The following is a 23,116-nucleotide window of genomic DNA, read 5'->3' as shown; positions in this document are numbered from 1 at the left end:
TAATGTGCAAAGGTACTGGTAATTGCGTAAGGGCGTATGGTAAGAAGGATTTTGTTAGTTTAGTAGCTATTCGCGAAACCTATGAGCAAGTATCTGGGCTATTTAGTTATTATTCTTATTCATTTTGGCATAAAAGGCTGCCAGTATTCAGAAATGGAGAAGACGACGGGTGTAGTGGTAGAAGAGCGCAGCTTTGCCTACGGCAGAATGTCGGGTAGGGGAGGACGTGACGTGGTGCCCTATCCTGTGGTGAAATTCAAAGGACCGGTTACAACTAAAGAGATAAAGAAAAGAATATATAAGCCCGAAGATCATACGCCGAGTGAAAATGCCGCTATGAAATACGGTCAACAGATAGAAATAGATGACGTAGGACAACTGACGGAAGATGAATTAATACACCTGGCAGAGTCTGTTGCTCACGGGTTTGAGCGGCAGGAAGAGTTCACAGAAAATAAAGTATTTGAAACCAGCTACGAAGAAACAGATGAATACCTGACAGAAACACCCTGGGGAGCCTATTTTTTCAGGCACTTTGATACAGGAGAGGAGTTGCCTGTAATATATTACAGGGATAATCCTGAGGGCGGTATCGTTTATTCGTTCTTTAGCTTCTGGCTGCACCTGCGCGCTATTTGTTTTATCCTGCTGGCCTGTATTGTATGGACAGGCCTGTACAGGATAGTAAAGGGCCAGGTAATCTAGCAGTCCCTGCGGCGCTCCATAGCTTTGTAGCGGATGTAACGTTGTGTTTCTTTCTGCAGCAGTTTTATCATCAGGAATATCACGAATCCGTCGTCTATCCAACCTATGATTGGTATCCAGTCAAAGTCTATCGGTATAACAACATATAATAGCCCCAGCACCAGCAGTGCACTGGTTAAGAATGACATTTTATAACTTCCTTTCCAAGACTCTTTCAGCATGCACCACAAAGTTTTGCGGTTGCGCAGCAGATGCCAGCCCTCTTTCACATGTTTTGCATTACTTATAGTAGTAATTTTCCCCATCATCGGCATACGTTTAATTACAGTACAAAATTACGCATGTGAATGTTGCAGTACTGTTAAGAAGGGTCAGGCTAATGTTAAAAAAGAACCCCCTCTGCCGGTGCAGGGCAGAGAGGGCTATGTAGATCGAAATATGCCTTATTGAACTATCAGCTTCTGCTGTGCACAACCTCCCGCCGTGTTGACAGCAACTATATACATACCGCTATTGAAAGAGTTTGCAGGCAGGGTGAAAGTATGCAGGCCTGTGCTGCCGTTTACCTGTTGTGCAAATACTGTTCTTCCTGCCATGTCCGTAACCGTTATCGTTACATTGTCAGGTGTACTGTACACAAGTTGTACGTCACCACCTTTTGATGGGTTAGGATAAAGCGCAACGGTGTTTTTATTGCCACTGATGTTGTCTTTCACGCTTAGCGAGCCGATCACTTCTTTGTCGAAAACGAACATGCCGTTAGTGCTGGAGAAGTCTGTGAATATCAGCCTCCAGATATGGTCTTCCACATCTTTTACAAAGTACAGCAATGAATCTTTTACAGAGTATACACCCATGCTCTGAGATTTCCAGTCGTAACCGATGGTGTTTATCTCGGTAGAACGTGTATGGCTCTGCCAGTTGCTGTAAGTGTTCTTGTTGGGTAGGTTACCTACTTCAGCTACACTAACCCCCCTGTTGTGTAATACGCCCGTAACTGTATACGGAATGGGCACGAAACCTGTGTACTGGGTGAATTCCAGGTCCCATTTAAAGTTGTCCGGTTCCCTGTTTAGTGTATTTTGGTTCACTATAGAATAGTATCCGAGGTTCTTATCTGTAAAGGTTGATTTGCTTACCTGTGCAGAAACTTCACTGCTGCCATCAAGGTTAGCGAACTTAAAGTTGAATGTACCTCCGGTCAGGTTGTCGATGAATAGTTTTTTGTAGTTACCATTTACCAGTTTGATGATATAAACAGAGTCACCGTGAATGATGTGGGTGGTCATGTCGTAAATTCCCCAGTCAATATCAAAAGGGTTGTTAGGGTCGGCATATCGGCCCATAGCTCCCTGCGCCCATGATGTGTCTGAGTTGTAACGTGGGTCCCATGTGCTCAGTCCGTTGGTGTCTACTGTTGACCATGCAGATTTATCCCCTTTGGGATAGTTCCATAACATAACGCCCGCAGCCGAGTTGATGCGAATTGAGGAAGTGATCTCTACTACGTCAAAGGCAATATCCCACTCATTTTTCTGTGCGCTGCCCTGCTCGTCATTCTGCAGGCTGTACCAAACTTGTTTTGCGTAACCTGCGTCAAGTATCACGCTGTCGTGCACTACTTGAGCCTGAGTTGTTGTTGCTGCGGCCACAAGGATCAGTGCCGATAGTAATTGTTTTTTCATCTCTGTTTTATTAAGTAGATCGTATGTGTTGCTCAGATATTGTGTTTGTTCAGAGCTGGGATCATTGTGTGCAAAGATAAGTTCGCTGTTTAGATGAATGCTTTACTAATCGGGAAAAGCGGCATCAAAATCGGGAAAAGGGATTGTTTATTACAATCGCATGACAGAAGGGAGGTTGCCGACAAATATATGCGGCTTAAGGCTGCTATTGAATATCTATATTACATATAGCACAGCTAATAAAGCCACTGCAGACACCAGCAACCACAGTACTATGCCTTGTAACAATGGGCGAAATCCCACTGCTTTAATGGCTTTGGGTGACAGGCCGGAACCGATCAGGAATAATGTAACCGTAAAGCCTGTTTTTGCTGCTTTTACTATGTAGGGTGTTACAAGTTCAATCTGTGGAACCCATGAACTGATAAGCATGGCCAGTACGAACAAGCCTATGAAATAAGGGATATTCAGTTTGGTATCTTTCTTTTTAAAGATGAATGCTGTAACCACAACCAAAGGTATGATCCATAATGCGCGTACCAGTTTTATAGTAGTAGCTATTTGCAATGCTTCTTCGCCATAGGTGCTGGCTGCCCCTACTACCGAGCTGGTATCGTGTATAGCTATAGCACTCCATATACCAAATTGCATTTGTGAGAGGTCAAGCATATGTCCTATAACAGGGAATATGAAAAGAGCTATGGCATTGAGTACGAACACTACGCCCAGCGCCACGCTTATCTGTTCTTCTTTAGCAGACGCTACCGGAGCTGTTGCTGCAATAGCACTACCTCCACATATAGCTGTGCCTGAAGACACCAGGTAGGCAGTTATTTTGTCTACTTTGAATATGCTGCCCAGCAGTATGCCTACCAATAGTGTGGATATAATAGAAATAACTGTGTATATGAATCCTTCTTTGCCTGCTTCTAACGCAGTATTAATATTGATGCCAAAACCCAGGCCTACAATAGATACTTTAAGTAAAAATGCTGTGAACTTACCCCTTTTCTTGCCCAAAGGGTTGGTGATGAACATAGATAAGATAAGTCCGAGAAAGAGTGCATATGGGGGGGACATGAATGGCATACAACATATTGCCAGTGCTATCCAGAAAATGCTGTTCTTTACCATTTTAGCCCTGCCTTTTGCATTACTTCGCGTATGGCTTCGTAAGATTTATAAACAATTGATGACAATTCTTCATCAGATACCCATCGGGCTTCCATGATATTCTCCTCGGCTTGAGGCACAGGTTTTTCTTTCAGTGTGCCTTTCATTTTATACCATGCTGTTCGTTTCAGCAGGTTTTGTTTGTTTTGGCTGTACACATGATAGGTGTCACATATCTTTTCGCCCAATTTCAGTTTATACAGACCAGTTTCCTCGCTCACTTCGCGCAGGGCACATTCATCTATTTCTTCACCATCGTCGCATTTGCCTTTGGGGAGGTCCCATTTACCACGACGGTATATCATTAGTACCTGCCCGTTTTCATTGGTTACTACACCGCCGCCGGCATCTATTGGTGTATAGAGGGCGTGTAATTCTTCCTGTAATGATTCATAGGAAAAATCTTCGATGATAGCTCCCAATGTTCCACGCTTGCTGATGTGTTGCAGTGCCAGCCTGAAATTGCGTGGGAAGGCACCTTCTAAAGATATATAACCGCCTGCAATAGGATGTTCTGCAATATAGGACCGGGCATCGGTTGTCAATATCAGGGGTTTATTGTTTATATATATCTTTTGCGCAAAGTCCATTCGCGAAGTTTGTAAAATTACTGATTTGGCGTAGGTTTGAGCCGTTATGAGTACTCAAAAGCATTTTGCCGAGAAATTAATGCAAATTAAGGCATTACAAATCAACCTGCAACAACCATATACTTGGGCTTCAGGATGGAATTCGCCTGTATATTGTGATAATCGTAAAGTATTGTCATATCCGTATACACGCGACTTTGTGAAGAGTGAACTGGCCAATATGGTGCTGGAGCACTTTCCTGATGCAGAAGTAATAGCCGGTGTAGCTACAGCAGGTATCCCTCACGGAGCTATGGCTGCCGACCAGTTGAAACTGCCATTTATATATGTGCGCAGCAAGCCCAAAGAGCATGGCATGGGCAACCAGATAGAAGGTGTGTTGGAACATGGCCAGAAGGTGGTAGTGATCGAAGATCTCGTATCCACTGGCAAGAGCAGCCTTCAGGCTGTAGACGCTATCCGTGCTGCCGGCGGCGAGGTGCTAGGTATGTGTGCGTTGTTCACTTATGGTTTTGATGCTGCTGCCAAAGCTATGGAAGAAGCAAGTGTGCCATTATACACCATCAGCAACTACACAGCACTGATGGAAGTGGCGGAAGAGCAGAATCTTGTAACAGCTGAACAAAAACAATCATTGGAACAGTGGAGAAAAGATCCTGCAGGCTGGGGTAAATAATCTAACGGAACATACTAAAACGATATGGCCTGGCTGCAACTGATACGTTGGCAAAATCTTATTATCGTGTTTCTGACGCAATTATTTGCGTGGGGATGTGTTATTATACCTATGCAAAATTATTCACCTGAGCCATTGGTGCTCACGTGGAATAATTTCTTGTTGTTGTCCTTGTCAACAGTGCTTATTGCTGCAGCTGGATATATTATCAACGATTACTTTGATGTCAAAATAGATATTATCAACAGGCCGGAGAAGCTGATATTGGAGAAACGCATCCCGATGAAGCTGGCGATAGTAGTACATACCATATTTAATATCACTGCTATTGCACTGGCAATTGTTGTGGCACGCAGAGCCGGACATTACAGTTTTCTGGCTATGCAGTTGGGTTGCACAATAATGTTATGGCTTTATTCCACTACATTTAAAAGACAGTTCGTTACCGGCAATGTTGTAGTATCAATACTGACGGCTTTTACCATTGTGGTGTTGATGTTGTATGAGAGTGCGATACGCTTTTACCTGCACAAGGATTTCTTTATACATGGGGGACAAGGGTTGATACCTAATCCCGTATGGGTACTGGGTACCTATGCGTATTTCGCATTTATGCTCACATGGATGCGCGAAATAGTAAAAGATATGGAAGATTTTAAAGGCGATGCCGAGCAGGGATGTGTTACTATGCCTATAAAGTGGGGGTTGTTGCGTAGTGCAAGATTTGCACAGGTTTTAGGATTGTTGACTGTTATTCCGTTAGTAATAGGTGCTGTAAAACTGTTGCGCGAACAATGGTATGTATTAGGTATCTATACCCTATTGGGCCTGGCAATGCCGGTAGTAGTATGGATGTACTATTTGCCTAAACATGCAACCACAAAACACTATGGCAACGAAAGCCGCTACCTGAAAATTATTATGGTATTGGGGGTCATTTCCCTGGTGATTTATTATTTTCAAACCCATGGCTGATATTATACTCGCATCACAGTCGCCACGCAGAAAACAACTGCTGGAGCTTGCTGAAATAGATTTTGATATACAGGTGGCAGATATAGATGAAACACCACCTGAAGGTATGCCGGGAGAAGATGTACCCGAACACCTGGCCAGGCAGAAAGCAGCTGTTATCTCAGCGAAGAACAAGAATGCTATCGTCATTGCAGCTGATACGATTGTATTGCTGGATCATGAGATATTGAGTAAACCGATGAATGAAGAAGATGCTATAGCAATTCTTACTAAGCTATCAGGTAAGGTACACCAGGTTATAAGTGGTGTGTGTATCATGCGGGGAGATACAGTAGAGAGCTTTTCTGAGACAACGGCGGTTCATTTTCGCCCTTTGACAGAAGAACAGATTCGCCATTACGTAACCAATTACAAGCCTTACGATAAGGCCGGTGCCTATGCCATACAGGAATGGATAGGCATGGTAGGTATAGAAAAGATCAACGGCGACTATTACAACGTTATGGGATTACCTGTAGGATTGGTCGTTCAAAGGTTGAAAAAGATGAAAAAGATGGATGCCTAAAGCCTTGCGTATTTTTCGTTCATCATATCCTTTAGTTTTTCTTTTCTGACAGGCCATTCCTCTTGTGTAATGCTGAACATTGCCGTATTTCGAATACTGCCATCTTCATTGAGCATGTGGTTGCGGAGAATACCTTCAAATGTGGCACCTATTCTTTGTATAGAATTGCGCGAGCGCAAATTGGTATCTCTGGTTTTTAATTGTGTACGTATAGCCCCCAGTTTTTCAAAACAATGGGTAAGCAATAGTAACTTACATTCTTCATTATAGCCTTTACCCCATACCTCGGGCACATACCATGTCCAACCTATTTCCAGGGTCTTATTGGAGTAGTCTATATAAGCTATTCTTGTAGTGCCGATGATTTCACCGGAAATGGTATTGATGATGGTAAATGGATAGTGCTGTTGTATTATTCGCAGTGCTAAAGCATCATCAAGAAACGTTTGCATAATGGAGATGTCAGCGCCGTTGCGTCCGTACTGTTCCCAAATCCGGGTGTTTTGTGCTGCCCGTATTAACGCGGGAAAATGCTCAGGCTTCAACGGTTGTAAAGAAACTTTACTACCGGATAGCACAAGCGGATGACCGATCCATTCCATACAGATATTTTGGACTAAATCTACAGAAACAGTACGAATCACGGTTGCATTGTATTGTTAAACTACGCTATGCTTGCATACACGTCCACGTTTTCGGGTTCTTCTTTCAGTTCTATGAACCAGAAAAGGATAAACGCAACGGAACCCAACGCAGGGAATGCTACTATCCACAGCACCTTTTCCAGTGCTGTCATTTGTCTCAGTCGTGCGATATGTACTACGAAATAGAGCATGATAGATGCTGTAATAATGCAAATCAGCGATAATGATATCCAAAGGCTGGTGTAACTGCTTGCCATAGCTGCCACCCAGTGAAAATGGTTAGAGAAACTGGACGTAACTACTTGTTCCTGCACGATACTGAAAAAGTAAATGGTCCACGCTGCGAACAACGTGATGGGTGTAAAGCACAATATTTTACCGTATTTTTTGGCAGTATTTTCCATGACTATGATGTTTTAGTGAATAATAGTAACACTATGTATAAAACAGTATATATCTGAAAATGTTTGTTAAATAGTCAATCTGTTGATTGGCAATAAGTTCTGCAATTTGTCATATTTATATACTTATTACCCTTTTTGAAACGTTGTATATCGTAATAACTTATTTTTACTATGATAAACTGATATGCCCGTTGATGAGATCGCTGCTTCTTTACCCTGTTCTGCTCCTTGCAATATCTGCATCCGCACAACCAGTGTTGGTGAGAGATATTATGCCTGATGTTTTTTCGAGTACACCTGTCAGGCTTACTGTGTTTAATAACAAACTGTATTTTTTCGCCAGCGACGGCGTGGTGGGAAAAGAGCTGTGGGGGTATAATGGAAAAGTTGCCAAGCTGGAACAGGATATTTATTCAGGAAGCAAAGACTGTACACCCGCTACAGATAATCACACGTGCGTAGTTACGGGGGGTAAGATGTATTTCCCTGCCGATAACGGCAATACGGGTTTAGAATTGTTCAGCTATGATGGAGCGAACCCACCTGCGCTGGTGAGTGATATACACGGAGGTGCTGCAGGGTCTGATATTGATGAATTGGTAACACTGAATGGTAAGATATACTTCAATGCCGATAATGGCACCAACGGACCTGAGCTATGGGAGCATGACCCAACGTTGGGCCAAACAGTACAGCTTAGTTTTATCAACGTTGTTGCGCCTGGTAGCTCACCGCAACATCTTAAGACGGCTATGGGTAAAATTTACTTTTCTGCATTGAGTCCAACTACCGGCAGGGAATTGTATGAATACGATCCGTCTAACAACAAAGTGAAACTTGTTGCAGACATCTACCCTTCTGCCGGCAGCTCAGAACCGGAATCGCTTGCAGAGCTCAATGGTAAATTATATTTCTCAGCATACACACCAGGGTCGGGACGTGAGATATATGTTTACGACGGCACTACTGTACAGCAACTACTGGATATGAACCCGGGAGCAGGTTACGGCTGCTGGGCATCAATCGACGACTTACCGGCAATCGGAGCTATAGGCAACGATCTGTATTTTGCAGGCGGTGATGGTACTAACGGCATACAACTGTTTAAATATAATACACTATCTAAAACCGCATCATTTGTAGCTACCATCGACCCCAACGGAAAGAGTTATCCTGCCGGGTTCATCTACTATGCCAACAAGGTATTTTTTACAGCAGACAATGGCACGCATGGTCGGGAGTTGTGGGTGCTGGATGGGAATGGTTCTGCTACAATGGTGGCTGATATAAATACAAATGCACAGGTAGGAATTGCACCGAACAATTTGGTTGTTTATGACAATGGACTTTATTTTACCGCGTATGGAGATAAGGGTACAGAGTTGTATAAGTACATTGATCCCCAGGCCGGCGTTACTGATTATAGCACATTGCAGTCAACAGTTGCATATCCCAACCCTGCAAAAGATATGCTGAATATCAGGCTTGAACTGGAAAGAGAGGAGGAGTTGGTTGTCAGGCTGACAGATGCTACCGGAAGGGTAGTGCTAACCAGTAAGGCTAGGGCATATTCAGGGTCGGCTAATACAATGTCGGTTCCCGTAACAGATCTTGCAGCCGGAGTTTACCATTATATGGTACGCAATACATCGGGTATACCGGTTGCCAGTGGCCGGGTAGTGAAGATGTAGCTACTATTTACCCAAATGAATGGTAGTTCCCGAACTCCTTATTTTACCCGAATTGTCGTAATAAGTTTGCGAGGTGGTTTTGAGGTTGCCGATGTGGCCCTGTTGTTGGGTAGCATTCATCATCTGGGGTTGGGCATCCATGCCCGTGTTGCTGGCAGGAGCAGCTTTGCGGAAAGTACCATTCGTTATCGTTCCGTCGCTACTGTATTGTTCGGAAAGGTTGGTTTCTGTATTAGTGGCGGGAGTTGTGCTGCTTTCCTTCAGCAGGGTAGCATTGCTCTTTTTATGCAGGGGTGTATTTGAACTGCCGGGGTCTTTAGATAGGTCTATTTTAGAGGATTGAGCATAACCTATAAAGGCCAGGCTTGAAAATACAACGGTAAAAAGCAAAGTTTTCATACATGAATATTTATACTGTAAATTACGTAAAATAATTTAGCCACCCTGTACAGGATGGCTAACATGTATTAATGAATCCGGTTATAAGTCTGTAGTTTACAGAGGCCGACTTATTTTGCCAAAAAGTCCTTCACTTTATCCTTGTGCACAATAGCTTCTTTAAAGGTATAAGCACCTGTTTTAGGGCTGCGTACAGTTTTCACTACTTTAGTGTAGTTTTTTGATTCTGCACCACCTTTAGCATCTGATTTTATCGCCGTTTTTGCAGCTTTTGCCATGACTTAGAGTATTTTAAAAATTATTTAATTTCTTTATGTACAGTCACCTTTTTCATAATAGGGTTGTACTTTTTCAGTTCGATACGCTCAGGCGTATTCTTTTTGTTCTTAACCGTTATATAACGGCTGGTACCTGGCAAACCAGTTTCTTTATGCTCTGTGCATTCCAAAATAACCTGAACGCGGTTTCCTTTCTTCGCCATTGTATATGGTGTTTATTTTCTTTTAATTAAATTTTTTCGCCGTTAGCGCGCATTTCTTTTACTACAGACAGCAGTCCATTCTTATTAATAGTGCGGATAGCTTCTGTTGACAATTTCAACGTGATCCAACGGTCTTCTTCTGCCAGGAAGAAACGCTTAGTCTGCAGATTTGGCAGAAAGCGGCGCTTTGCCTTCTTGTTAGAGAAAGATACTTTATGTCCTGTTATCGGTTTTTTTCCTGTCACCTGACAAACACGTGCCATACTTTAGATTTTTTGGGACTGCAAAGGTCATTTTTTTTTACGGAATGACAAAATTATTTTTTAAAAAATTATATCAGGCCAGTTCGGGCAGCAAAAGGCTGTCCAGGTGGCTGATACCTATGGTGTTTTCGCATATGAACGCCTCGCCATATGCCGCACCTATGCGTTTGCCCAGCAATGCCGCCCTGAACTCTATTTTGTCCATAAAGCCGCCGGTAGCTATGTACGTTATCGGTTCATCAGAATTGGGGTCGTGGAACTGGCTTTTGTAGGCTTTTACAGCTTCCATCTTCTGTGCATGTGTACTGCTCACGTCTACAATAAAGTCAGGCTCCAGGAAACGGTCCTGCATCATATGAAAAACACGTTTGGGCCTCCATGGTTGTTGCGGTTCGCCGTTGTGCGTGGTAGGTATCTTGCTCAGCCCCGCCAGGAAACAGGCATCGGCTATCAGTTTGCCCGCCCGGCCGTGGTCGGGGTGGCGGTCTTCCAACGCATTGGCTATCACAATGTTGGGCTGGTATTTGCGTATGTATTCCACCAGTTTCAGCTGGTGTTCCTTATCATTCTGAAAAAATCCGTCGGCCATACCCAGGTTCTCTCGAACGACAACGCCCATAATTGCAGCCGCATCCTGAGCTTCCTGCAGGCGCAGTTGGGGTGTGCCACGAGTGCCCAGTTCGCCCTGTGTCAGATCGATGATGCCGACCTGCTGACCCATTTGCACATGTTTGATGAGTGTACCGGCACAGCCCAGCTCAATATCGTCGGGATGTACGCCTATAGCGAGTATGTCCAGTTTTTGCATGGGGGCAAAATTAATTAAAATACTATTCGGCTTTTCGTTGATATGATTATAAGCCGATTTGCGAAACTGATAATAGTGTTTTGGCTCCTTTCTGCCTGTTTTGTTAAAAGCTGTTGACATTTTTTGCCTTAACGAGCTCACATAGGTTCGTTTGTTAAGTAATGCTTCTTTTGACTTTAACCATGAATTAATATTCAGTTTCGCTAAGTTGTTGATAGTTAATGCCTTGCAGTGAAAACTGTTAAGTAATGTTAAGTAAAATGGTAGAGTCGTTGTACTTAACAATGCATAAAAAAGTCCCGCAGGGGCGGGACTGATCATTTCGTGTATATGTTGGGGTGAGGGCATTGGCTTTGTATTTTATTACTGTCCCACTATGGCGGGATCTTCGTAAACGCATTCGCATTTACTACAACAAATGTACGTTATTTTATTCGATATTGCAATTCTGTTTTTTGCGTAGCGTGAAGCTTGTCTGAATCAGGATTCACAGGATTGGAGGATTAGCAGGATTTTTTAGCCTGCCCGACTTCATCATTCAGGCGGACTGTGGAGAATGAGTTTCCCCTCCTCGGAGGGGTGTAGGGGTGGGTGTCTCGCGTTGTGCTATTTCACGCGAGTAATACACACCCCACCTCATTGCATTCGGTTGCCCCTCTCAAGAGGGGAAGGTAATTGCCTGTCGTTAGTTTCTGTGTTCGACATGACGGCTTTGATGTGGGCTGATCGGTACAGTGAGAACAGCGACCAAAGGGGGAATACAATACTCGTTTGGGCAAGATTGCTTCCGCCGTATTTGTCGTGGCAAATACTTTGTCGCAAAGACCGGGAAGTGGTGGGAGGGCTTTATTTCCTCTCAGAACACTAGTGTTTTTATATAGTTCCGGTTTTTGCGAGGAGGCACGACGAAGCAATCTTAAGAGCTCATCAATGTTCTTCATCTGATAAGATTGCTTCGTTGCTCATTCTTCGCTCCTCGCAAACACCTGTTGTGGGGTATGGGGGCGGTACAAACACATACACCTTATTCGCTTTTTGGTTAACTTTAATAGATTCAAACCGCACATGAATTATGATCACCTGTAGATATTACATCATTATGGCAATGTTGTTGCCAGCAATTTCCTTTGCCAAAGGTGAAAACGCAACACCTGCAACTTCTGCCCAATTTATAGCCAACAAAGGCCAGGTGGCTGACCAGTATGGTACACTGAGAAGGGATATAGACGCTAAGATAGAGGCGGGTGGTGTGACGATGTTTGTGGGTGATGGGCAACTGCATTATCAGTGGGTTGCGGAGCAAGGTCAAAAGTCAAACCCCGATAGCTATCGGGAGAAAACCAAAAAGTTTGACGCGAGTAGACATCTCCCGTCGCTGTTCAGCGACACCCTCTTCAAAGAGGGAATTGACATTGAGATATACAGGATGGATGTGACGCTGGTGGGTGCCAACAAAAGTGCCGAAGCAATATTTGAAGAGCCCACGGGCGATTATGAGAATTATTACCTGCCGCAATTTCCTGATGGTGTTACAGCCCGGGGGTACAACAAAGTAACCTACAAAAATATTTACCCTAATATTGATTGGGTAATATATACCCCTCCGGCACCCCTAAAGGGGGGAGATGGAGAGGTAGACTCACGAGGAATAAAATACGACTTTATCGTACACCCAGGAGGCGATCCGGCCGATATACGCCTGCGCTACAATGGAGCTACAGGTTTAAACATTGTAAACGGTGCGCTACAGGCTAACACGCCCTTTGGTACTGTAACGGAGGATGCGCCCTTTAGCTACGATGCTGATACCAGGCAGCAGGTAGTATCAGCATATGTACTGTCGGGCAATGAACTGAGCTTTGGCCTGCAGCCGTACGATGGTACACTGGTGATAGACCCTGCGCTGAATTGGGCTACCTACTATGGCGGGATTGGTTATGAGCAGCTGGAGCATATAAGTGTTGATAGTGCAGGGAATGTGTACCTGGGTGGGTGGACAACCAGTAGTAATAATATTGCTACCAGCGGGGCATTTAATACCACTGCCATCACTGCCGATTGGAATATGTTCGTGGCCAAATTCAATACCAGTGGTGTAAGGCAGTGGGGCACCTATTTTGCTGACACGGGGTATGTAACCCGCAGCATTGGTTATACATCTGCCGATAGGTATGGTAATGTATACATGGTGGGCGCTACGCATTCGGTATCGGGTATAGCCACTTCAGGCACCTACCAGGGCACACACCAGGGGCTGGAGGATGGTTTTATCATAAAGTTCAACACTGCAGGGCAGAGGATATGGGCCACTTATGTTGGGGGTAGTGATTTTGATGGTTTAGGCTATATACACATTAGTGCACAGGGTCAACTGATTGTTATCGGTAGTACCAACAGTGCATCAGGTATTGCCACTTCGGGTACTTACAAGCCTAATTACCATATAAATAATGGAGGCTGCTTGATGAAATTCGACAGCAGTGGCCAGCGCATATGGGGCACCTATACCAACTTTGGTGGTGATATTGCTACAGATATCTATGGTAATATATATATCGGCGGCTGGACTTATGCTGATACCGGTATTGCTACTACAGGCGCGCACCAAACTTCAAGGGTGAGTACGGGCAACGTTTCAAGTGCTATATTAGTGAAATTTGATAGTACCGGCAACAGGCTTTGGGGTACCTATTATGGCGGGGCTGGTCAGGATTATGCTCTAAGCGTTGTCGTTACGTCACCTGGTGATATTTATATATCAGGTGGGTCCAGCAGCAGTAGTAATATTGCTACTACAGGCAGCTTCAATCCATCTCTTAGCGGCAGCTATGCAGGTTTCCTGGCAAAATTCAATGCCGCCGGTACACGCCAGTGGGGTACTTATTACAATGGCACAAGGACATCCTTTACTGCTGCGGCTGTAGCTGACGGGGATATTATAGTAACATCTATGTCGCAAGTTACCGGGTTGGCTACATCTGGCGCTTATCAAACAAGCCTTAATGGCAGCAATGATGGTTTTTGGGCAAGATTCACCCCGACCGGGCAACGTACCTATGCTACTTATTTTGGAGGTAACGGGATTGAAAATGTTAACTATTCTAATGTCGGAAGAAATACTATAGCAATGGCGGATAAATACCTCTATATCTGTGGTTCTGCTGGCAACAGCACCGGGCTTACAACTACAGGGGCGCACCAGCCTGCTGCCAGCGGCTCTGTAGGAGATTTCTTCCTGGTGCAGTTTGAGCTGGAAGATACATTGGTATTTATACCTAAAACCTTTAATGTGCTGCACGCCTGCGCTACAGATACCCTGCATGTACCCTTGGGGGTCACCAGGAATTTCGGCAGCAGTAACAACTTCATAGTACAGCTCAGCAACAGCAGCGGCAGCTTCGCCAGCCCTGTAACGCTGGCTACGGTAAACAGCAATACAGCAGGTACCATAGCCTGCTACCTGCCGGGCTCCATACCCGATGGTACAGGCTATAAATTGCGTGTTATTGCAACGGCCCCGGCTGATACATCATTGCCTTCTGATGTGGATATAGCCATATACCGTTACCCGGCATCCTTTACCTCTGGCAGCAACAGCCCTGTGTGTACAGGCAAAGACCTGCAGCTCAACAGCGGCACCACAACTACGGGTGTGAGCTATGCATGGACGGGTCCCGGTAGTTTCAGTTCATCTTCAGAAGATCCGATGCTGCCCAACTCGACCCTTGCTATGACAGGGGATTATTATATCACAGTGAATAACAATGGTTGTATGGTAAGGGATACGGTAAGCGTTGTAGTAAACCAGACACCAGAGAACGTGATGGCGGCAGGTGGGTCGACATCGTTGTGTACAGGCGATACGCTGAAGCTGACCTCATCGTCCACAACGAGTGGTGTGAGCTATGCATGGACGGGTCCTACTAATTATAATACGCAGCAGGTAAATAAACCCAATGTGCAACTGAATGATGCGGGAACCTACAAAGTAACAGTTACCCTGGGCAACTGTTTTGATACGGCAAGCACAACTGTAACTGTAGACCAATCGGCCACTGTGAATGTAGTGCCATTATCAGGTACATCTGTATGTGCGGGCAGCAATGCTTCATTTGCCTCATTTGTACAGTTTGCAGGTACAGGCCCACAGTTGCAATGGATGATCAATGGTGTGGATGTGCCGGGAGCTACAAACCAGAACTTTAACACAAGTACGCTGAATGATGGTGATAAGGTAAGTATGAAGGTAACCCCTAATACTACGTGCCCAGGAACGAGGGTAAGTAATGATATTCCTATGCAGATCATGCAACTGAAGGCCCCAAGCGCTACCATAACAGCAGATGCGGGACCTTCTTTATTCCCCAACGAGCCGATCAACTTTACGGCTGCAACACAGGATGCGGGAACTAATCCGAAGTACCAGTGGAAACGCAACGGGCAGAGTGTAGGCGGCGCCACGGGCAAAACATGGGGCGCCAATGCTAACTTCCTCACCAATGGTGATAATATCTGCGTACTGATTACCAGCGATTATGCCTGCCCGAACCCCGATACAGCCTTGAGCAACTGCATAAAGCTGGAAATTAGACTGGGCGTGGAGGATATTGTCCGTGACAATAATATCCGTATTTATCCTAACCCGACCAGTGGTACTATTACAGTTACTTCATCTGCCATCATAGAACAACTCATGCTGACCGACCTGCTTGGTCAGCAGGTGCTGAGCCAAACCGGCGGCGGCAAAACAGTTGATGCCGATATGAGCAACCTTGCCGCAGGTGTGTACATCATTAAAGTGAATGGCAGTGTTGCGGGGAGGGTTATTAAGAAGTAAGTCCCCCTATCCCTCTCCCGCCTGGCGGGATGATATTCCGGGGAGACTAAAATAATATCCAGGTTTTTGCGAGCAGAGAAGCATGTCTGAATCAGGATTCACAGGATTGGAGGATTTTATTTTTTTGTGCTGCCCTTTGGATGAGTGGATAAATGCAGCTTATTGCAAGTTCTATGGGGATGTCTCTCTGCGTTCGACATGACGGCTTTGATATGGGCTGATCGGTGCGGTGATAAAACCGACGCAAGGGGAATACACACCCCACCTCATTGCATTCGGTTGCCCCTCTCAAGAGGGGAAGGTAATTGCCTGTCGTTAGTCTCTGCGTTCGACATGACGGCATTGATGGGGAATCATTTCCTCGATACCTTCAGCCGGGATTGCTGCAGGCGGTATTGGTATTCATAACTGTTGTTGGCTTCCAGTTCGCGGACGATCTGTTCTATATCACGATCTTCGCCTGTGGCGTCGTATTCGCGTTTCAGGTTGTGGCTGAATATGAGGGCAATAGACTGGAACACCACGGCAGGTACTCCGCCTTTCAGTTCTTTTACAATATTGAAACAGCTTTTGCCTGTCTGCCTGTCTATAAGTTTTACCAACACATGCCCCTGGCTGATGGTCATGTCTTCCAGTTCGCCCTTAAAGCGCGACCGGAGTTCAAGCTCTACTGATTTCAGGTAATCCTTCCGCCTGCGTTTATCATCGCCAATGGCCAGCAGCATGGAGTCTACGTCTTTCAGCACATCGGCAGCTATAACTGCGTAGGGGTACACTTTATACACATTATGTCTCAGGCGGTCGTATTTGGCTCTTTTTCTCACCCATTTGCGGGGCATTTTGTCTACCACATACACATTGTCCATAAACACCATGGGATAGGTAACCCCGTCTACCACTATACCACCCAGCAGCAGCGTGTCGTTGCCGGAGGGTTGGGCATAGGCTGCCGTGCATCGCAACAACAGGGCGAAGATGAGCAGGAGGCCATATTTTATGGTGCGGAAGCGCATGTATGTTGTAAAATTCCTCAATTTCTACTGAAATATAAGGCATTTATGCTGCCAATATTGCATAAGGATGCGTTAAAATGTGTATTAACAATCCGTGGGATAAGCATATTTCGGGCGATATTATGTTACTTTGTTGTTCAAATCAGAAACTAATATGAAAAAACTATTATTCCCCGCTGTTTTTGCAACTGTATTGTTTGCTGCATGTAATAACAATGCTCCTGCCCCGATGGATGATAACGCTATCCAGGCCAAGGCAGACTCGATCGTAGGTACAAAACTGGATGAACTGAACAAAATGGCTACCGAAGACCTGGACAGGAGGGCTGCTATTGAAGTGAAGCCAATGGCCGACTCAATTGTTGCTGCGAGGAAAGAAGCTAAATAAGCTTTGAACAAAGTGTGAGGGAAGATGAACGACCTGCTGCCCGATAGTAGTGAACGCCCTGTATTATTGTTTGACGGCGTTTGTAACCTGTGTAACGGATTTGTACAGGCCATTATCAGGAATGACAGCAAAAAGCTCTTCAGGTTCTCCTCGTTACAATCCGGAACAGGTGCCAGGGTGCTGCAATACGTATCGCAGGACATGGGTGCTGTTCCGGATAGTTTAATTTTAGTATACAGGGATAAGTATTATTTACGCTCGGACGCGGCGCTGAAAACCGCGCAACTTTTAGGGGGGAAGTGGTTGTTTTTAACCATAGGTTATATATTCCCGAAGTTCCTCAGAAATAAAATTTATGATCTTGTGGCCCGCAACCGGTACAAGTGGTTTGGCCGGCGCGACGAATGCATGGTTCCTACACGGGAACTTAATGAAAGGTTTTTAGATTGAATGCTAATAAATAATGACTTACCGTTAAATTTGAAGCATGAAACTGTATCGTATCACAATCCTGGCAACTCTTTTTTTTATAGCTGCAACTGCGGCATTTGCACAAAAGGTCATCTACTCCCAATACGATAAGTTTGATTTCCGTTCCGGTGAATTCAGCGTTGTAGGTAAGGTAGGCAGCAAGTTGTATGTATACCGCGGCTCATCTGAAGGGTATTACCTGGATGCCTACGATAGTGATATGCAGCGCGTGGCGACAGTTGTTCTGGATTTTATTCCGAGGCGTGCTTTCGGCACCAAATTCGTTACTTATCCCGGAAAGATCATTGTGCTGTACCAGGAGACAGAGAGCGGCAAAGTGATACAACATGCCGCACTGCTGGATGGGACAGGCAGGCTGCAGAAGCCACCGATGGTAATAGACGAGGTGAAAGCCAGTTTCCTGGGCGGCAGGAGCGGCCTGTACAATTACGCCATATCGCAGGACAAGCAACATATAGTAGTATACGGTGCGGGTACAAAGGGCAGTGAGCTGAATACGAAAGTGATATGGCTGGATGCTGAGTTGAATAAACAATCGGAAAGCCTGGCAGACTTTAAGGGCGATAATACGCTGGAGTTTGGCAGTGGTATTGTTGATGACCAGGGCAGGTTCTTTCTTTCGGCCTATACGCCCTATGGCAGCAGGTCTTACGCTGACAGGATATGGTTGTTATCGCTGACGACCGGCAGCAGACAATATGTGGCTACAGAGGTGCCAATGGGCGAGCTGTTTGCTTCGGGCACCTACATGGAGTTATCAAACGATAACGATAAGATATATGTGGGGGGATTTTTTTCAGACCGGAAGAACGGCAATTTTGAGGGGATCATCTATACATATTACGATATAGCAGAACAGGTATTTAAAGAATTCAGGACCATCAAATTTACCGACAAGCTGCGCAACGCCGCCAGCGACAGGAATAAAAAACGTGCTTTCAACGATTTCCAGGTGAGGGAACTGATAGTGCGCAACGACGGAGGCTTTGTGATGATCACCGAAGAGTTCTATGTGTCAACACGCAACAGTTACAACCAGGGGTTTGGTTATTATTCATGGTATTACCCCAGCATGTCGGCATCGGTACGTGAATATAATTATGGCGATATACTGGCTATATCCTGCAGTGGCGATGGCACCCCTGAATGGGTGGAGTTTGTGCGGAAACAACAATATTCGCAGGAAGACGGAGGTTTATTCTCGTCGTATGCGTTGCTGAATACAGGCGGTGCGCTGGGCTTCCTGTTCAACGACTTCAATATGAACCACTCGAGGATACAACTGGCTACGCTGGATGCCAGTGGAAGGTTAAGTATGGATATGCTGGCCGGCGCAGGGCGTGATGCTCCTGACTGGCTGCCAAAATCGGGCAAACAGGTGTCTGCCAAAGAGTTTGTGGTGCCTTGTTTAAAGAGAAATCAAATCTGCTTTGCGAAAGTTGTATTTTAGCACAAAATCGGGTGCGTGTTACAAATAGTCAGGAATAATAATCCCCTTACAGTATTAGTTCTGCTCATATATGCTGTTGCCGTCAACTGGCAGGCGTTATTCTATCCGCAGTTGCCATTTGTGCAGGAGGGCGATTTCCTGTTCCATATCATCACCGGTTTTATGGGGGTGGTATTGTTTCACAGCGCTTTTGGGTTCACTATCCTGGCAGTGGCTATGAACGGCTTACAGGCAATATACCTGAATGCTGTGGCTAACCGGCACAAGTTATTTCATAAACCAACATATGTAACGGCCTTTGTTTATATATCCTTGTGCTCGTTATACGTCGAATTCGGCCGTTTCAGTCAGCCATTGCTTATCAACTGGATATTGATAGCTGTGTTGGATAATATGTTGCAACTTTCGCAGGCACAGAAACCGCGCAAACTTATCTATAATTCAGGATTTCTTATCGGTATTGCGGCCTTACTGTCGTTCCCGGCTATCGTGTATATCCTGTTGTTGCTGGTAGCGCTAGCCCTGCTGCGCAACCTGAACCCCGGTGAGTGGATGGTAGCCATACTTGGTTGCCTGACGCCAGTCTATTTCGCTGCGGGGCTGTTGTTCCTGTTCGATGTGCTGCACTGGTTCCCTGAATGGGTGAACCTGGGTGTCAATCTGCCTGGTACCATCAGTAAGCCTGTCTTCCTGGTAGGAGCTATCATGGGCATGATCATTCTTTTTACCGCAGGTACTTACGTATTACAGAAACAATTGGGGCGAGCCAGTGTTTTTGTGCGCAGGGGGTGGACGGGCATAGCTATGTGCCTGATCTTTTCGATAATAGCGGCTGCAATAACTGATTCCAGCATAAAAATGGCGTGGTTGGTGATAATGCCATCAATAACGTTGATAATAGCTAACGCCTATTATGCCGAAAAGAACAAAGCATTTAGTAATTTTGCATTTTATTTTATGTTGTTGCTGGTTGTTTTCTGTAAACTGGCCGGTGGCTGATCATTTTAAATATTTCTCTAACTGATGAAATTCGGAGTTGTTGTTTTCCCTGGGTCTAACTGCGACAGGGACATGATAAACGCTTTGCAGGACGACCTGAAGCAGGAAGTAGTAACCCTGTGGCACAAAGACAAAGACCTGTCTGCATTTTCAACTGATGACTGTATCATACTGCCAGGTGGCTTCTCCTATGGTGACTACCTGCGTTGTGGTGCCATTGCCCGTTTCAGCCCGCTTATGGAGGCTGTGATAGATTTTGCCAACCGCGGTGGAAAGGTGTTTGGCGTATGTAATGGTTTTCAGATATTGTGTGAGTCTGGCTTGCTGCCCGGCGCACTGCTGTTGAACGACCATCAGAAATTCACCTGTAAGAACGTATATATTAAATCTGCCTCTGATGACAACAGGATAGGTAAGAATGTGGGCGATAAGACCTTGCAGATACCTGTTGCACATGGTGAGGGCCGTTACTACGCAGATGCAACAACCATCGATAAACTGGAAAACAATAAGCAGGTACTGTTCAGGTATTGCGACGTGCAAGGAAATGTAACTGCTGACGTCAACCCTAATGGTGCCATCAATAATATTGCCGGTATCTGCAACGAAGGACGCAACGTGTTTGGCATGATGCCACACCCCGAGCGCGCCTGCAGCAGCGATCTGCACAATATAGACGGCAGGTTGATATTGAGTGCACTGGCTAATTAAACAAGCTACGGCTTTAACATTCTGTAAAGCCTTAGCTAAAGTTTTCATAAAAGGCTGGTACGCCCCAAACCATTAAGACAAACGTAGTTTCTTTAGTAAAGAATAATTGAGTACTGATGACAAAGATCTTGAAAGTAGTTGCCATAGCGTTTTTGAACATTCTTTTTGTATTTGGTGCCAACGCCCAGATACTGGAAGACCCTACCGAATGGAAGTTTGAAGCCCGTAAAGTAGATGGCAATAAATACGACCTGGTATTTCATTGCGATGTAAAGAACAACTGGCATATCTATTCACTGGACCCGGGTGGTGATGGTTCTTTCCTGCCGCCGAGTTTTACGATCAATGAAAATCAGGATATAAAACTGGTAGGCGAAGTAAGGGAAGAGGGTGATATTATTCACGAAACAATTGAAGATATAGGTACGGTACATTACTACAAGAATGTAGACTATATCCAAACGGTAGAACTGGCCAAAGAAGATATGACCATCACGGGTGAGTATATGTACATGACCTGTAATGAAGAGACCTGCCTGCCGCCTAAAACGCTGGATTTTTCTATTAAAGTAGGTAATGGAGGCAATGGTGCCTCTGCCGAAAAAAAAAATGATGAAGCCGTAGTTGATAGTGCCGCGGCAGATAGCGGTAAAGACAAGTCGCTGTTGATGATATTCCTTCTGGCATTGGGTGGTGGTATACTGGCAGTGCTTACACCTTGTGTTTACTCTATGATACCTATTACTGTAAGCTTCTTTACCAAGAGGAGTCCTACCCGTGCCGAAGGTATCAGGAACGCTATCTGGTATTCACTTTCTATCATTATCATATTCACGGTACTTGGTGTGGCAATATCAGCCATATTTGGAGCAGATACGCTGAATGTTATTTCTACACACTGGATACCCAACCTGATATTCTTTGCCATATTCGTGGTCTTCGGTATCTCCTTCCTGGGGGCTTTTGAGATCACTTTACCCTCTTCATGGACGAGCAAGACCGATGCCAAAGCCAATACTAAGAGTTTCCGTGGCATATTCTTTATGGCGCTTACGCTGGTTATCGTTTCCTTCTCCTGTACAGGTCCTATCATAGGGCCGTTGATTGTAGGTGCGGCAAAAGGCGGTTTCCAGGGGCCGATACTGGGTATGCTTGGTTTTTCAATAGGGCTGGCTATGCCTTTCGCATTGTTTGCAGTATTCCCGGGTTTGTTGAATAACATTGCAAAGTCGGGCGGATGGTTGAACCAGGTGAAAGTTACATTGGGTTTCATAGAGTTGATGCTGGCATTGAAATTCCTGTCGAATGCCGACCTGCAGATGGGCTGGAGGTTGCTGGACAGGGAAGTGTTCATCGCATTGTGGATCGTCATTTCTGTACTGTTAGGCCTGTACCTGCTGGGTAAACTGAAAATGTCACACGACGATCAGAACCCTAAGAATATGTTCGGGCAGGAATATGTGTCTATATTCAAACTGTTCCTGGCCATAGCTAGTTTCTCATTTGCCGTTTACATGCTGCCCGGTATGTGGGGTGCGCCGCTGAAAGGATTGAGCGCATTTGTACCACCCATGGGTACACAGGATTTTGTATTGGGAGCAGGTGGTGGCGGTACCGCTCATGCTGGTAATGAAAATGGTGACGGACCGGAAAGGTATGTTTCTGAAATGAAGATATACGAGCCTGAAGTAGCTGTTAAGTTCGGACTGGTAACGTACTATGATTATAACGAAGCGATAGAAGCATCTAAAAAACAACATAAACCAATCATGCTCGACTTTACAGGTATCAATTGTGTGAACTGCCGTAAGATGGAAGGACAGGTATGGTCGGACCCGGCAGTGATGAAGCGCATGAAAGAGAACTTCATTGTGGCTTCCCTGTTTTGCGATGCGCAGAATGTGTATATACCTAAAGATGAGCAGTACTATTCTGAATACCTGAAAAAGGATGTTAAGACGCTAGGACAGCGCAACTCTGACCTGCAGGCAACCAAGTACGGTTCAAACGGACAGCCGCTGTATTACTTTATAGATGCTGATGAGAACCTGTTGGCAGAAAAAGGATATCCGTATATACCGGATCCTGCGGCCTTTGCAGAGCACCTTGATAAAGTGGTTGAAAAATACAACAACGAATAATGATACATTGAGGATGCGGACAGCAT

At 45.1% G+C, this 23,116-nt stretch carries 24 protein-coding genes; 12 read left to right on the top strand and 12 right to left on the bottom strand.

The features are described 5' to 3' along the window. Nucleotides 1-81 precede the first annotated feature (81 nt). Nucleotides 82-705 (top strand): hypothetical protein, encoded by a 624-nt coding sequence (locus tag H6550_13180; protein ID MCB9047080.1) that lies wholly within the window; start codon nt 82-84, stop codon nt 703-705. On the opposite strand, the gene H6550_13175 is transcribed toward H6550_13180, so the two are convergent. From H6550_13175 to H6550_13160, 4 genes are all read right to left on the bottom strand, one after another. Continuing rightward, nucleotides 702-1,013 (bottom strand): DUF1232 domain-containing protein, encoded by a 312-nt coding sequence (locus H6550_13175; GenBank protein ID MCB9047079.1) that lies wholly within the window; start codon nt 1,011-1,013, stop codon nt 702-704. The two genes, H6550_13180 and H6550_13175, sit on opposite strands and share 4 nt — an antisense overlap. Before the next feature lie 135 nt (nt 1,014-1,148). Then, complete coding sequence (locus tag H6550_13170) at nt 1,149-2,390, bottom strand: T9SS type A sorting domain-containing protein (GenBank protein ID MCB9047078.1); 1,242 nt, start codon at nt 2,388-2,390, stop codon at nt 1,149-1,151. 216 nt (nt 2,391-2,606) lie between these two features. Continuing rightward, nucleotides 2,607-3,524 carry a putative sulfate exporter family transporter gene (locus H6550_13165; protein MCB9047077.1) on the bottom strand — a complete coding sequence of 306 codons (918 nt, stop codon included), beginning with the start codon at nt 3,522-3,524 and terminating at the stop codon, nt 2,607-2,609. After that, nucleotides 3,518-4,153, bottom strand: a complete 636-nt coding sequence (locus H6550_13160; GenBank protein ID MCB9047076.1) for an NUDIX domain-containing protein — start codon at nt 4,151-4,153, stop codon at nt 3,518-3,520. Before H6550_13160 ends, H6550_13165 begins: the two co-directional genes overlap by 7 nt. 46 nt (nt 4,154-4,199) lie before the next feature. Here H6550_13160 and H6550_13155 point away from each other — a divergent pair, with 46 nt between their 5' ends. The 3 genes from H6550_13155 to maf are packed head-to-tail and all read left to right on the top strand — an operon-like array spanning nt 4,200 to nt 6,369. Next, on the top strand, nt 4,200-4,829 hold the full coding sequence (locus H6550_13155) for an orotate phosphoribosyltransferase (protein ID MCB9047075.1): 630 nt from the start codon (nt 4,200-4,202) through the stop codon (nt 4,827-4,829). Nucleotides 4,830-4,853: 24 nt separating this feature from the next. Continuing rightward, entirely contained in the window at nt 4,854-5,804 is a 951-nt protein-coding gene (locus tag H6550_13150) for a geranylgeranylglycerol-phosphate geranylgeranyltransferase (GenBank protein MCB9047074.1), read from the top strand. Then, a complete protein-coding gene (maf, locus tag H6550_13145) occupies nt 5,797-6,369 on the top strand; it encodes a septum formation protein Maf (GenBank protein ID MCB9047073.1) in 573 nt (190 codons plus the stop codon). The genes H6550_13150 and maf overlap by 8 nt, the downstream gene beginning before the upstream one ends. On the opposite strand, the gene H6550_13140 is transcribed toward maf, so the two are convergent. Further along, nucleotides 6,366-6,971 carry a GNAT family N-acetyltransferase gene (locus tag H6550_13140; protein MCB9047072.1) on the bottom strand — a complete coding sequence of 202 codons (606 nt, stop codon included), beginning with the start codon at nt 6,969-6,971 and terminating at the stop codon, nt 6,366-6,368. The genes maf and H6550_13140 overlap by 4 nt on opposite strands. A gap of 62 nt (nt 6,972-7,033) precedes the next feature. After that, nucleotides 7,034-7,417, bottom strand: a complete 384-nt coding sequence (locus tag H6550_13135; protein MCB9047071.1) for a hypothetical protein — start codon at nt 7,415-7,417, stop codon at nt 7,034-7,036. A 194-nt stretch (nt 7,418-7,611) separates the two neighbouring features. Here H6550_13135 and H6550_13130 point away from each other — a divergent pair, with 194 nt between their 5' ends. Next, on the top strand, nt 7,612-9,108 hold the full coding sequence (locus H6550_13130; protein MCB9047070.1) for a T9SS type A sorting domain-containing protein: 1,497 nt from the start codon (nt 7,612-7,614) through the stop codon (nt 9,106-9,108). A 3-nt stretch (nt 9,109-9,111) separates the two neighbouring features. On the opposite strand, the gene H6550_13125 is transcribed toward H6550_13130, so the two are convergent. The 5 genes from H6550_13125 to bshB1 all read right to left on the bottom strand — a co-directional run bounded on the left by H6550_13125 (nt 9,112) and on the right by bshB1 (nt 11,059). Further along, nucleotides 9,112-9,507 (bottom strand): hypothetical protein, encoded by a 396-nt coding sequence (locus H6550_13125; GenBank protein ID MCB9047069.1) that lies wholly within the window; start codon nt 9,505-9,507, stop codon nt 9,112-9,114. A gap of 110 nt (nt 9,508-9,617) precedes the next feature. Continuing rightward, nucleotides 9,618-9,785 carry a DUF4295 family protein gene (locus tag H6550_13120; protein MCB9047068.1) on the bottom strand — a complete coding sequence of 56 codons (168 nt, stop codon included), beginning with the start codon at nt 9,783-9,785 and terminating at the stop codon, nt 9,618-9,620. Nucleotides 9,786-9,805: 20 nt separating this feature from the next. After that, nucleotides 9,806-9,988, bottom strand: a complete 183-nt coding sequence (gene rpmG, locus H6550_13115; protein MCB9047067.1) for a 50S ribosomal protein L33 — start codon at nt 9,986-9,988, stop codon at nt 9,806-9,808. A gap of 26 nt (nt 9,989-10,014) precedes the next feature. Further along, entirely contained in the window at nt 10,015-10,251 is a 237-nt protein-coding gene (rpmB, locus tag H6550_13110; GenBank protein ID MCB9047066.1) for a 50S ribosomal protein L28, read from the bottom strand. Between the two features lie 73 nt (nt 10,252-10,324). Continuing rightward, on the bottom strand, nt 10,325-11,059 hold the full coding sequence (gene bshB1 / locus H6550_13105) for a bacillithiol biosynthesis deacetylase BshB1 (GenBank protein MCB9047065.1): 735 nt from the start codon (nt 11,057-11,059) through the stop codon (nt 10,325-10,327). A gap of 1,072 nt (nt 11,060-12,131) precedes the next feature. On the opposite strand from bshB1, the gene H6550_13100 reads away from it, so the two are divergent. Next, nucleotides 12,132-15,896: a T9SS type A sorting domain-containing protein gene (locus tag H6550_13100; protein ID MCB9047064.1), complete on the top strand. Its 3,765-nt coding sequence runs from the start codon at nt 12,132-12,134 to the stop codon at nt 15,894-15,896. A gap of 353 nt (nt 15,897-16,249) precedes the next feature. On the opposite strand, the gene H6550_13095 is transcribed toward H6550_13100, so the two are convergent. Next, nucleotides 16,250-16,909 (bottom strand): DUF4294 domain-containing protein, encoded by a 660-nt coding sequence (locus tag H6550_13095; protein ID MCB9047063.1) that lies wholly within the window; start codon nt 16,907-16,909, stop codon nt 16,250-16,252. Between the two features lie 154 nt (nt 16,910-17,063). Between H6550_13095 and H6550_13090 the strand changes: the two genes are divergently transcribed. From H6550_13090 to H6550_13065, 6 genes are all read left to right on the top strand, one after another. Further along, nucleotides 17,064-17,297, top strand: coding sequence for a hypothetical protein (locus H6550_13090; GenBank protein MCB9047062.1), 234 nt, complete (start codon nt 17,064-17,066; stop codon nt 17,295-17,297). 24 nt (nt 17,298-17,321) lie between these two features. After that, nucleotides 17,322-17,747 carry a thiol-disulfide oxidoreductase DCC family protein gene (locus tag H6550_13085; GenBank protein MCB9047061.1) on the top strand — a complete coding sequence of 142 codons (426 nt, stop codon included), beginning with the start codon at nt 17,322-17,324 and terminating at the stop codon, nt 17,745-17,747. 37 nt (nt 17,748-17,784) lie between these two features. Then, entirely contained in the window at nt 17,785-19,239 is a 1,455-nt protein-coding gene (locus tag H6550_13080; protein MCB9047060.1) for a hypothetical protein, read from the top strand. Nucleotides 19,240-19,254: 15 nt separating this feature from the next. Beyond that, nucleotides 19,255-20,238: a hypothetical protein gene (locus H6550_13075; protein ID MCB9047059.1), complete on the top strand. Its 984-nt coding sequence runs from the start codon at nt 19,255-19,257 to the stop codon at nt 20,236-20,238. Nucleotides 20,239-20,262: 24 nt separating this feature from the next. Beyond that, nucleotides 20,263-20,949: a phosphoribosylformylglycinamidine synthase I gene (gene purQ, locus H6550_13070; protein ID MCB9047058.1), complete on the top strand. Its 687-nt coding sequence runs from the start codon at nt 20,263-20,265 to the stop codon at nt 20,947-20,949. 116 nt (nt 20,950-21,065) lie between these two features. Beyond that, nucleotides 21,066-23,090 carry a thioredoxin family protein gene (locus H6550_13065; protein MCB9047057.1) on the top strand — a complete coding sequence of 675 codons (2,025 nt, stop codon included), beginning with the start codon at nt 21,066-21,068 and terminating at the stop codon, nt 23,088-23,090. Nucleotides 23,091-23,116: the final 26 nt, after the last annotated feature.

Source organism: Chitinophagales bacterium (assembly GCA_020636495.1).
GTDB lineage: Bacteria > Bacteroidota > Bacteroidia > Chitinophagales > Chitinophagaceae > UBA5543.
Note: the sequence above shows the minus strand (reverse complement) of the source record. Positions and strands in the feature narration are given on the sequence as shown.

What these genes read in the sequence shown, in the direction of transcription:
- H6550_13140 (MCB9047072.1), bottom strand. Translation starts at nt 6,971, where the DNA reads ATGGAATGGATCGGTCATCCGCTTGTGCTATCCGGTAGTAAAGTTTCT.
- H6550_13085 (MCB9047061.1), top strand. Translation starts at nt 17,322, where the DNA reads ATGAACGACCTGCTGCCCGATAGTAGTGAACGCCCTGTATTATTGTTT.
- H6550_13065 (MCB9047057.1), top strand. Translation starts at nt 21,066, where the DNA reads ATGACAAAGATCTTGAAAGTAGTTGCCATAGCGTTTTTGAACATTCTT.
- H6550_13120 (MCB9047068.1), bottom strand. Translation starts at nt 9,785, where the DNA reads ATGGCAAAAGCTGCAAAAACGGCGATAAAATCAGATGCTAAAGGTGGT.
- H6550_13095 (MCB9047063.1), bottom strand. Translation starts at nt 16,909, where the DNA reads ATGCGCTTCCGCACCATAAAATATGGCCTCCTGCTCATCTTCGCCCTG.
- purQ (MCB9047058.1), top strand. Translation starts at nt 20,263, where the DNA reads ATGAAATTCGGAGTTGTTGTTTTCCCTGGGTCTAACTGCGACAGGGAC.
- H6550_13160 (MCB9047076.1), bottom strand. Translation starts at nt 4,153, where the DNA reads ATGGACTTTGCGCAAAAGATATATATAAACAATAAACCCCTGATATTG.
- H6550_13155 (MCB9047075.1), top strand. Translation starts at nt 4,200, where the DNA reads ATGAGTACTCAAAAGCATTTTGCCGAGAAATTAATGCAAATTAAGGCA.
- H6550_13125 (MCB9047069.1), bottom strand. Translation starts at nt 9,507, where the DNA reads ATGAAAACTTTGCTTTTTACCGTTGTATTTTCAAGCCTGGCCTTTATA.
- maf (MCB9047073.1), top strand. Translation starts at nt 5,797, where the DNA reads ATGGCTGATATTATACTCGCATCACAGTCGCCACGCAGAAAACAACTG.
- H6550_13090 (MCB9047062.1), top strand. Translation starts at nt 17,064, where the DNA reads ATGAAAAAACTATTATTCCCCGCTGTTTTTGCAACTGTATTGTTTGCT.
- H6550_13150 (MCB9047074.1), top strand. Translation starts at nt 4,854, where the DNA reads ATGGCCTGGCTGCAACTGATACGTTGGCAAAATCTTATTATCGTGTTT.
- H6550_13175 (MCB9047079.1), bottom strand. Translation starts at nt 1,013, where the DNA reads ATGATGGGGAAAATTACTACTATAAGTAATGCAAAACATGTGAAAGAG.
- H6550_13180 (MCB9047080.1), top strand. Translation starts at nt 82, where the DNA reads ATGAGCAAGTATCTGGGCTATTTAGTTATTATTCTTATTCATTTTGGC.
- H6550_13080 (MCB9047060.1), top strand. Translation starts at nt 17,785, where the DNA reads ATGAAACTGTATCGTATCACAATCCTGGCAACTCTTTTTTTTATAGCT.
- H6550_13165 (MCB9047077.1), bottom strand. Translation starts at nt 3,524, where the DNA reads ATGGTAAAGAACAGCATTTTCTGGATAGCACTGGCAATATGTTGTATG.
- rpmB (MCB9047066.1), bottom strand. Translation starts at nt 10,251, where the DNA reads ATGGCACGTGTTTGTCAGGTGACAGGAAAAAAACCGATAACAGGACAT.
- H6550_13130 (MCB9047070.1), top strand. Translation starts at nt 7,612, where the DNA reads ATGAGATCGCTGCTTCTTTACCCTGTTCTGCTCCTTGCAATATCTGCA.
- bshB1 (MCB9047065.1), bottom strand. Translation starts at nt 11,059, where the DNA reads ATGCAAAAACTGGACATACTCGCTATAGGCGTACATCCCGACGATATT.
- H6550_13100 (MCB9047064.1), top strand. Translation starts at nt 12,132, where the DNA reads ATGATCACCTGTAGATATTACATCATTATGGCAATGTTGTTGCCAGCA.
- H6550_13170 (MCB9047078.1), bottom strand. Translation starts at nt 2,390, where the DNA reads ATGAAAAAACAATTACTATCGGCACTGATCCTTGTGGCCGCAGCAACA.
- H6550_13135 (MCB9047071.1), bottom strand. Translation starts at nt 7,417, where the DNA reads ATGGAAAATACTGCCAAAAAATACGGTAAAATATTGTGCTTTACACCC.
- rpmG (MCB9047067.1), bottom strand. Translation starts at nt 9,988, where the DNA reads ATGGCGAAGAAAGGAAACCGCGTTCAGGTTATTTTGGAATGCACAGAG.